This is a genomic window from Jingyaoa shaoxingensis, assembly GCF_014385005.1.
In the GTDB taxonomy this organism is placed as follows: Bacteria; Bacillota; Clostridia; order Lachnospirales; family Lachnospiraceae; genus Marvinbryantia; species Marvinbryantia shaoxingensis.
This window is the reverse complement of sequence record NZ_JACRSZ010000019.1, coordinates 40,608-49,039: the sequence shown is the minus strand read 5'-3', so window position 1 is coordinate 49,039 and position 8,432 is coordinate 40,608. Positions and strand designations below refer to the sequence as shown.

9 protein-coding genes and 1 pseudogene are annotated in these 8,432 nt (G+C 34.1%); 2 read left to right on the top strand and 8 right to left on the bottom strand.

The genetic code is table 11. The annotated features are described in order from the left end of the window. The 7 genes and pseudogenes from H8716_RS17950 to H8716_RS14965 form a co-directional block, all read right to left on the bottom strand. Window positions 1-117, bottom strand: a pseudogene (locus tag H8716_RS17950) (IS66 family insertion sequence element accessory protein TnpA); the annotation flags it as partial. 218 nt (window positions 118-335) lie between these two features. Further along, window positions 336-749, bottom strand: coding sequence for a winged helix-turn-helix domain-containing protein (locus tag H8716_RS14990; protein WP_330427685.1), 414 nt, complete (start codon window positions 747-749; stop codon window positions 336-338). Between the two features lie 75 nt (window positions 750-824). Next, entirely contained in the window at window positions 825-1,724 is a 900-nt protein-coding gene (locus H8716_RS14985; protein WP_118699240.1) for a sensor histidine kinase, read from the bottom strand. A gap of 11 nt (window positions 1,725-1,735) precedes the next feature. Further along, window positions 1,736-2,473: an ABC transporter permease gene (locus tag H8716_RS14980; protein ID WP_240577153.1), complete on the bottom strand. Its 738-nt coding sequence runs from the start codon at window positions 2,471-2,473 to the stop codon at window positions 1,736-1,738. Window positions 2,474-2,488: 15 nt separating this feature from the next. After that, window positions 2,489-3,184, bottom strand: a complete 696-nt coding sequence (locus H8716_RS14975) for an ABC transporter permease subunit (RefSeq protein WP_118699238.1) — start codon at window positions 3,182-3,184, stop codon at window positions 2,489-2,491. Further along, window positions 3,162-4,100 carry an ABC transporter ATP-binding protein gene (locus H8716_RS14970; RefSeq protein ID WP_128867691.1) on the bottom strand — a complete coding sequence of 313 codons (939 nt, stop codon included), beginning with the start codon at window positions 4,098-4,100 and terminating at the stop codon, window positions 3,162-3,164. The genes H8716_RS14975 and H8716_RS14970 overlap by 23 nt, the downstream gene beginning before the upstream one ends. A gap of 101 nt (window positions 4,101-4,201) precedes the next feature. Beyond that, window positions 4,202-4,888, bottom strand: coding sequence for a response regulator transcription factor (locus H8716_RS14965; protein ID WP_240577151.1), 687 nt, complete (start codon window positions 4,886-4,888; stop codon window positions 4,202-4,204). A gap of 419 nt (window positions 4,889-5,307) precedes the next feature. Between H8716_RS14965 and H8716_RS14960 the strand changes: the two genes are divergently transcribed. Together H8716_RS14960 and H8716_RS14955 are read left to right on the top strand one after the other, a co-directional pair. Continuing rightward, window positions 5,308-5,685: a plasmid mobilization protein gene (locus H8716_RS14960; RefSeq protein WP_117547092.1), complete on the top strand. Its 378-nt coding sequence runs from the start codon at window positions 5,308-5,310 to the stop codon at window positions 5,683-5,685. Then, the gene (locus H8716_RS14955; protein WP_249309818.1) at window positions 5,672-7,318 is read left to right on the top strand and encodes a relaxase/mobilization nuclease domain-containing protein; all 1,647 of its coding nucleotides are present in this window, start codon (window positions 5,672-5,674) and stop codon (window positions 7,316-7,318) included. The genes H8716_RS14960 and H8716_RS14955 overlap by 14 nt, the downstream gene beginning before the upstream one ends. A gap of 49 nt (window positions 7,319-7,367) precedes the next feature. On the opposite strand, the gene H8716_RS14950 is transcribed toward H8716_RS14955, so the two are convergent. Continuing rightward, on the bottom strand, window positions 7,368-8,285 hold the full coding sequence (locus tag H8716_RS14950) for an Abi family protein (RefSeq protein WP_117547090.1): 918 nt from the start codon (window positions 8,283-8,285) through the stop codon (window positions 7,368-7,370). Between the last annotated feature and the right edge of the window lie 147 nt (window positions 8,286-8,432).

Sequence of the window (8,432 nt, the reverse complement as noted above, 5' to 3'; positions counted from 1 at the left end):
AAAAGTTCCTGGCTTGATATCATGTTCCACACACCATTGATGATCTGTCAATCCACTTTGACGGCATTCCATGATGAGACGGTATTGTTCTTCAGCAGGTATTCTTTTGCTTCTCATGAGCACACCTCCATAACTTGAATAGAGTAAAATGCTCGCATCTATCATTTCTAGCAAGAGAAAATGAAGTGAAATGCTTGCATTCTCTAATGATTATTATGGATTGATTTTTAGGGCAACACAATCCGTCGAATTATTTTGCGCTTACTTCAAATCAGAACTTATCATCCCACGATAAAGTATATTTTGAAAATAATAAACAGCGATCTGGATTATTTTCACAGACCGCTGCTTAAATTTTTATTAAAGCGATACCCAACTCCCCATACTGTTTGTATGTAAATCGGTTTACTTGGGTTATCTTCTATTTTCCCACGCAAATTGCGGATATGACTCATGACAATGTTATGATCACCGAAGTAAGGCTCTTTCCAAACATGATTGTATATCTGCTCCTTACTGAATACTATTCCAGCATTTTGTGCTAATAACAATAAGATTTCAAATTCTGTATAGGTTAATTCAATCTCTTTATCTTCACGAACCACAATCCGCTTCGGTTCATCTATACAAAGTCCATTAAAGCAAATGTTTCCATTATAAGTCGCCCCATACTGTACAATTTTAGTTTCGCCATCTACATATGATAAAATGCGTTCTAACATATCTTCTTCATTATCGTTAACTGTCAAAATTAAAACTCTCCCAAATAACCACCTCTTTTCAGCATCTGTAATTAATATTTATATTGATGCACCTTCACCACTTCATAATTCAAGAATGATACTAAGTCTATTAGATTGAATTTTTGCAGCAATACTTCCTCCAAGAATTTCAACAAGTCCCTTAACTACCGCAAGTCCCAAGCCTGTACTTCCATCATGTCGTGATTTATCGCCAGTATAAAAACGGTCAAACAATCGATTACAATCAATTTCAAAATTATCATGTATTGGATTTTCAATAGTAAATATAATGCCACTATCTTCTTTCTGTAAAAGTGTTATTTTTATTATTCCAGCCGAATACTTAATTGCATTTGTCAATAAATTTTGTAAAATTCGTTCTAACATATTTCTATCAGAATATACGTATATCGAATAATCAGGGAGATTTATTTCTGGTAAAATATTCTTTTTTTCTAATGCCACCGCATTTTCTGTAATCAAATTTATCAGTAAATTTGATATATTAAACGTTTCCTTTTCGGGAACAGTTTGTTGTTCCTCTAAAATTGAAAGGTCATAGAATGTTTCTACTAATTCTTTCATTTTTTCAGCTTTACCTAAAATGGTTTTTATACGCTGTGCTTGACTGGATTCTAAATTTTCTTTTTGTAATAATTGTAAGTGTCCCAGAATGACTGTGAGTGGAGTGCGTAAATCATGTGATATATTGGCAACTGATTCTTTTAAATATTCTTCATTGCGTAATACGCTCGCAATAGCATGTCTCTGTCTAATATTATATTGATTAAGTATACCAGCCAACCTCTCTAAATCTTTATCAATTAGAGAAATGTCTAACATCTGTTCCGAATTTCCACAATTCAATTCTTTCACTTGATCCGCAAGGTTGCGGATTTGTTTTTTTAATTGAATATATCGAAATAGCAGTATTAAGAAAAATCCAGTTATGATAAGTAAAATCCATTCTATGTTAGACATTTTTCCTCCATCTATTTAAAATCACATTTACAAAATTTTATCCAAGAAAGTAATACTAGTATGCCAATCCATATAATTCCTACCAAAATAGCAATCGGCTGAAAAAGCGGTGTCATGCTAACTGCAATTCTGATTTGATAAGTAGGCAAGAAACTAACTGGTAGTTTTAACATCATTCCATATCCAAGATACAGGCTAAGACCAAAAATAATAATTGCTGTAACTGAAGTTGCTTTTATAGAATCCTGTAAATAACAACAAACAAGTATAGCAATTAAGAATATCGCACTGTTTAACAGGCAAGAATAAAGAATTGCTTTTATTATATTGTAAAAAAACATTCCTCCATCTTCAATACCAAAACGTCCAAATTCTTTTATGCACCCTCCGACTGGATATACAAGTGCCATAACATTAAAAGCAATCAAATACGATATTATTTTACTTGTAAAAATCCGTTTTCTGGAATGTCCTGCACTGATCTCTAAATTTATTGTTCTCTTAGAAAATTCCTGTCCTAAAATCAAAGCAAGTATGCCCGATATGATAATAAGAAGAAATGTAGAATCATATACCATTCCATTAAAAATATCTGCTAGAGAAGACGCAATTTCTTCTGTCGGTCCCATGACTTCTGTAACATAAGTATCCGCTGTAAAAAATCCCATAACAAAGATTCCAATCATGCTACACCAGTAGAGAGAATTATGTAATAACTGATATTTTTCCATTTTTAATAATTTATCCATTAAAATCGCCCCCAGCTATTTCAAATCTATATGTAAAAAAACATTACCTGCAACCATGTACAAAATGACATTCCATAAAAAATCCACAAGCAAGAAAAAATCTATCGAATAGAACTTTTGCAATGAAATCAATCGAAGTTGTCCCATTGGCAATATTTTTATAATAGTCTGTGCATATTCACTGTTCATGAAAAAAATCATAACAAAAAATAAAACCATTGAAATCGCCAGTGTTCTTCCCATATCCCGAAAAATGAAAGCAAGAAATATCGGTAATGTACACATTGTTATCATGGCAAGTAGCGTTACTAAAAGTATAGTATATCCGTTATCTCCCCAAATAAATTTTTCTTTCATGCAAAATTGACTAATAACTCCATGCATAAGCAATGGAAATATAAGAATGATAATACAACCTATTTGAGATACAATCACTTTTGCCCACAATATACAACTTCTTTTATGTCCGGCAGTAATATATGTATTTAAAGTTCTTCTACCTAAATCGCTTCCAATAAATAATGCTATAAATACAATAATTAGAAAATAGAGTAATGGAACATTGTATAAGGACGCCATAATTAAATTGGAAGATTTCCCCTTACTATCCAATAGTAATATAGTGCTTAAAAAGAGATTGAATATTCCAATTCCCCAAAAATACCAACTATGAAACAATTTATATAATTCAGTTTTTAGGAGATTTGACATCTTTCATTCCTCCTATTTTACTTAGAAAGTAATCTTCCAAAGTATCGCCTGATACCGAAAGCCCTGTAACAAGAATGTGCGACTCTGCCAGGATAGACGCAACAAGCTCTAAATCATTTAAATAATCATACAATCGAATCGTGCCATCCGGCATGAGTCTAAAGTTATCTGTATGGAGATTATCTTCTAAAACCATCACTGTTTTCTGGACATCTGTAGTTTTTATTGAAATATGACGTTTGCAACGTTCATTTAAATCATGGTCAGAAATTTCCTCTATAATTTTTCCATGGTCAATCAGAATAAATTCTGATGCCGTTTGATACAGTTCTTCCAGAATATGACTGGAAACCAAAATAGTCATTCCATATTCCTTGTTTAAGGATTTTAATAAATTTCTGATTTCTACAATTCCAGCAGGGTCAAGACCATTGATGGGCTCATCTAAAATCAACAACTCTGGCGTGTTTAAAAGCGCAATCGCTATTCCCAATCGCTGACGCATACCTAATGAGAAATTACGAACACTTTTTTTACCTGTATCTTGCAACCCAACCATATCTAACGTTCTTTTAATAATTGATTTGTCTGGTATACCACGTTGGATACGCTGTACTTCCATATTCTGATATGCAGTCATTGCTGGAAATAGTGCAGGGGTTTCAATCATACATCCAATTCGTTTGCGTTGTTTCTGCAATTCTTCTTTACTTGACTTTCCCCATAAAGCAAGTGTGCCGCTTGTAGGAAATGCAAGTCCAGTGACTAATCTTAAAAATGTAGTCTTTCCAGCTCCATTCTGACCAATAAATCCATAAATTTTGCCTTTTTTAATTTGTAAATTTATGTGGTCTAATGCTATTGTCTGTTTATATTCTTTGGTTAAGCCTCGTGCTTCTAAAATAATTGAATTCATACTCCAAACCTCCTTTACTTTAAACATTATAATAAGTAATCATAAAGAATTTCTTAAATATGAAAGATAAGAGCTAAAAAAAGAATAAAGCCAAGGAATTGTTAATCCTTAGCTTTATGTAAACGATAGCCAATACCCCAGACAGTATCTATAAATTCTTTATCAGGGCATATAGCTTTTAATTTGTTTCGCAAATTGCTGATATGAACATTCAGAGTATTATCTTCGGTAAAATATTCTGTATTCCAAATACTTTGAAAAAGATTTGATTTTGAAAACACTTTATCTGGATATTTCATCAATAATTCCAAAATTGCAAATTCTTTGGCAGTCAACGACAATTCTACTCCATTTAAAGTTGCTGTATTTTTTTCTAAGTCCAAAGATAAATTGTCATAATGTAAACATTCTGCCGAACCATTTTGAAACTGTATTCTCCGCAGATTACTTTCAATTCTGGCAAGCACCTCTTCCATATCAAAAGGCTTTGTAATATAATCATCTGCACCCAGTCGAAGCAAGTCAATTTTATTTTGTGTAGTTTCTTTTGCTGAGATAATAATAACAGGCATTGTAAATTGTTTACGTATATCAGCTAAAATAATATCACCGCTTCGATAAGGAAGCATAATATCAAGTATAATCAAATCAATTTTTTCTTTGCGTAAGAAATCTAAAACATGAAGTCCATCATATTGACAATGTACAGCATATCCATTTTCTCTTAAAAAGTCAGCAAGAAGCGTATTTATTTCTATATCATCTTCAATAATCACTATTTTCTTCATTATTGTACCCCGTTTCTATAATGTACTTTCTCATTATATATTTTCATGACGATTTTCTCAATACCATTGTACCTCTCAATTATATATGTGACATCATATGAAATACCACAATATTTATTCAAAAAACATTCTATATTTGAACTACTCTTTTCCTTTTTTTATGTAAATTGGCTTATATATAAAGCAATCATTTTTAGAGCAAGTTTCGCAATGTCAGACAAAAACCCCTACGGGATTTTGTCTGCCTTGCAACTTGATGGGGATTTCGTTTCCCCATACCCTCGACCACAACCAAAGATGTGTGTATTGGTTCCCATTTGCATGGTCACAGCGTGATGCTTTTTCATCACTTGCTTTCACAGCTTACTGTGAACTTTCTATTTTTCCTGCGGAACCTTTATACCAGAAAGGAACATTGAATGACACGACCACAAAAAGAAACGGACATGAAACGAGAACACCGGGTAACCATCCGCTTGACAGATACAGAGTTTTCTATCATAGAAAATGCAGCAACACAGGCAGAAATGAGTATTTCAGAATACATGAGAACTCAAACTATGGAAGGAAAGGTAAATGCACGATTTGAAATTGTTGCTGACGTCAATCAGATTAAAAAACTAATCGGTGAGTTTGGTAAGATTGGCAGCAACCTAAATCAGATTGCCCGATATTTTAATCAGGGTGGAATCCTCTCTTCAGAAATGAGAAATGAAATCCGAAAGTCTCTCCGGGATATTTATGAAATGAAATATGAAGTGATGAAAATGGCAGGTGATTTCCGTGGCAGTAATTAAACATATCGCAAGCAAAAACTCTGACTACGGAGAATCGGAACGGTATCTTATCTTCCAACACAACGAGTATACGCAAAAACCGATTCTGGATAAAGAAGGACATATGATGTTGAGAGAAGAATATTATCTGGACGGTCTGAACTGTGATCCATTCTCTTTTGCATCTGAATGTCAGGAGCTGAACAGCTACTACCACAAGAACAAAAACTTCAATGAGATAAAATCCCATCATTATATCATCAGCTTCGACCCGAAAGACAGGGATGAATGTGGATTGACCGGTGAACGTGCCCAGCAACTTGGATTAACTTTTGCAAAGAAAAATTTCCCCGGTCATCAGGCTTTAGTCTGCACTCATACTGATGGTCATAACGAAAGTGGAAATATCCATGTACACATCGTAATCAACAGTCTCCGTAAATATGACATACCACAAGAACCCTATATGGAATTTGACTGTGAAGCAAAAGCCGGATACAAGCACCATCTAAGCACAGCATACCTTATCCATTTAAAACAGGAAGTTATGGATATGTGTAAAAAAGAAGGACTACATCAGGTTGATCTGCTCACTCCTGCTGAAAGAAAAATCACAGAAAAAGAATATTGGGCACAACGCCGGGGACAGGAAAAACTCGATAAGTTAAATCAGAAAATGAAAGAAGATGGAATCACTCCAAAGGGAACTCGTTACCAGACAGAGGAACAATTTCTTCGTGACGCTATTGATGATGCTGCAAGTACCGCCCGATCACCAGAAGAATTTTCAAAAATCCTTGATGAAAAATATCACATTATCTTCAAGATCAGTCGAAACCGGTACAGCTATCTTCACCCTGGCAGAAAAAAATATATCACTGGAAGAAATCTTGGAACCAGATACACAGAAGATTTTCTCTTGAAAACATTTGAGGAAAACACAAAATCCCATAAAGAACAGAAAGAAGAAATTCTGGAACAGCAGACTCCGAATACTTCCACAGATTCGCCAACTGTTCCTTTCTCCGATACTTCTGCTATCCCTGCACCATTCATTTTCATAAAATCAGATCTCCGGCTTGTCATAGATCTGCAAACCTGTATTAAAGCACAGCAGAGCGAAGCCTATGCTCAAAAAGTAAAGCTCACCAATTTAAAGCAGATGGCTCAGACTGTTGCCTACATACAGGAACATGGCTATGATTCTCTTGATGATTTCCATGCAGCACTCGATCAGGCATCAGACCAGACCAGTGCTTCCAGAAAATCTTTAAAAGATACTGAACAGCAACTTAAAGATGTGAATGAGCAGATTCATTTTACCGGACAATATCTGGCATATAAAAATGTGTACGCAGATTATCGCAAAAGCCGAAACAAGGAGAAATTTTATGAAGAACACCAGGCAGAACTTTCCCTGTATGACGCAGCCCTCCGAACACTCAGAGAAAAATCTGGCGGGAATAAATTGCCTTCCATGAAAGCTCTCTATGCTGAAAAGGACCGGCTTGTTGAATTGAAGGATAGACAGCGTGAAGATTTTTCTAATCACCGGGATTATGAACGGGAACTTCGCACTGTGTCTGCGAATATTGATATGATTCTTAAGAAGAATTACGAGCAACTACATGATAGAAAAGAGCCAAATTTATAGAGACACATTAAAAGGGACAGATTGCTCCTCTGTCCCTAAAAATATATCTCTATTTTTCTAACTGCTTATACCAATCTTCCGGAAACCCTATATGTCTCAATGATATATCATTCTCATATTCTTCTACAATAGCTTTTAATTCTATCAAGACTTTGTTGATCCATTCTTTTTTGTCTGGATATAATAATTTTAATACAAGTATTTGTGAAAACAATTTTCTGTTTGGTGACATTTCTAATTCCCTTGGCATTTTGGGTAATGCGGGAAATGACCAATAATACAGCCTTGAATAATGTGCGCAACGGTTTCTTAAATCAGTGATGCAACGTAACCAGCTTTTTAAACAGGCCACTGATGTACCATATAATTCTTTTGCTAAATATTTCTGGTCACCAGACTGCAAATCTGCATAAAAGTAGGACAACATTCCCATTGAAAAAAATTCAACAATAACCCATATAGGAAAATTTCCGCCATACTTTTCTTTATGGTGCTGAACTACTGATGTACTTTTATTTTCCTCTATACATACATTTAACAGTTTCACAAACTTTTCATGATTGTGCCTGTCATTGTAAATAGCCCCATCCATATATCCTAAAGCCCCATGAACATGTCCACTGTAATAGGCTAATTGCGTTCTTAAATATAATTCAACTTTTTCTATATAATTAAATAATACACCACGCAATCTACTGTCAAATTCATAGATTCTTTGAATTCTGTGAAAGTTTATATTTGAAAAATACGTCCCATCCTTTTTTCTAAACGGAAGGAAATAAGCAGATAATCTATAATAATTCGCCTGTTTTAAAAATCTGATACATTCTGTATCATTATCTATAATAAAACCCTTTTCTTTAATAATTTCAACTTGTTGAGCAAAGGTTTTCGGTTGTTTCATTACCTGTACAGTTGCTTCATTATTTTTCAACTTTTCATTTTTAATTTCACTTGTATTCACCATTATTTCTCCAAAAATAAAAATGTCTCCCCATGGGACACATCACTTGCGTGAGAGGTGCGGGGAGTCCTGTTAATGTTATGATATGATATTCGAGAGAAAAAATCAACCATTTTTTTATATTACCCTCAAAAATTCTGGCAAGACTTT

Bases quoted from the DNA above. Each gene is read 5' to 3' on its own strand.
- H8716_RS14985 (WP_118699240.1), bottom strand. From the start codon at position 1,724: ATGTCTAACATAGAATGGATTTTACTTATCATAACTGGATTTTTCTTA.
- H8716_RS14980 (WP_240577153.1), bottom strand. From the start codon at position 2,473: ATGGATAAATTATTAAAAATGGAAAAATATCAGTTATTACATAATTCT.
- H8716_RS14975 (WP_118699238.1), bottom strand. From the start codon at position 3,184: ATGTCAAATCTCCTAAAAACTGAATTATATAAATTGTTTCATAGTTGG.
- H8716_RS14970 (WP_128867691.1), bottom strand. From the start codon at position 4,100: ATGAATTCAATTATTTTAGAAGCACGAGGCTTAACCAAAGAATATAAA.
- H8716_RS14965 (WP_240577151.1), bottom strand. From the start codon at position 4,888: ATGAAGAAAATAGTGATTATTGAAGATGATATAGAAATAAATACGCTT.
- H8716_RS14960 (WP_117547092.1), top strand. From the start codon at position 5,308: ATGACACGACCACAAAAAGAAACGGACATGAAACGAGAACACCGGGTA.
- H8716_RS14950 (WP_117547090.1), bottom strand. From the start codon at position 8,285: ATGGTGAATACAAGTGAAATTAAAAATGAAAAGTTGAAAAATAATGAA.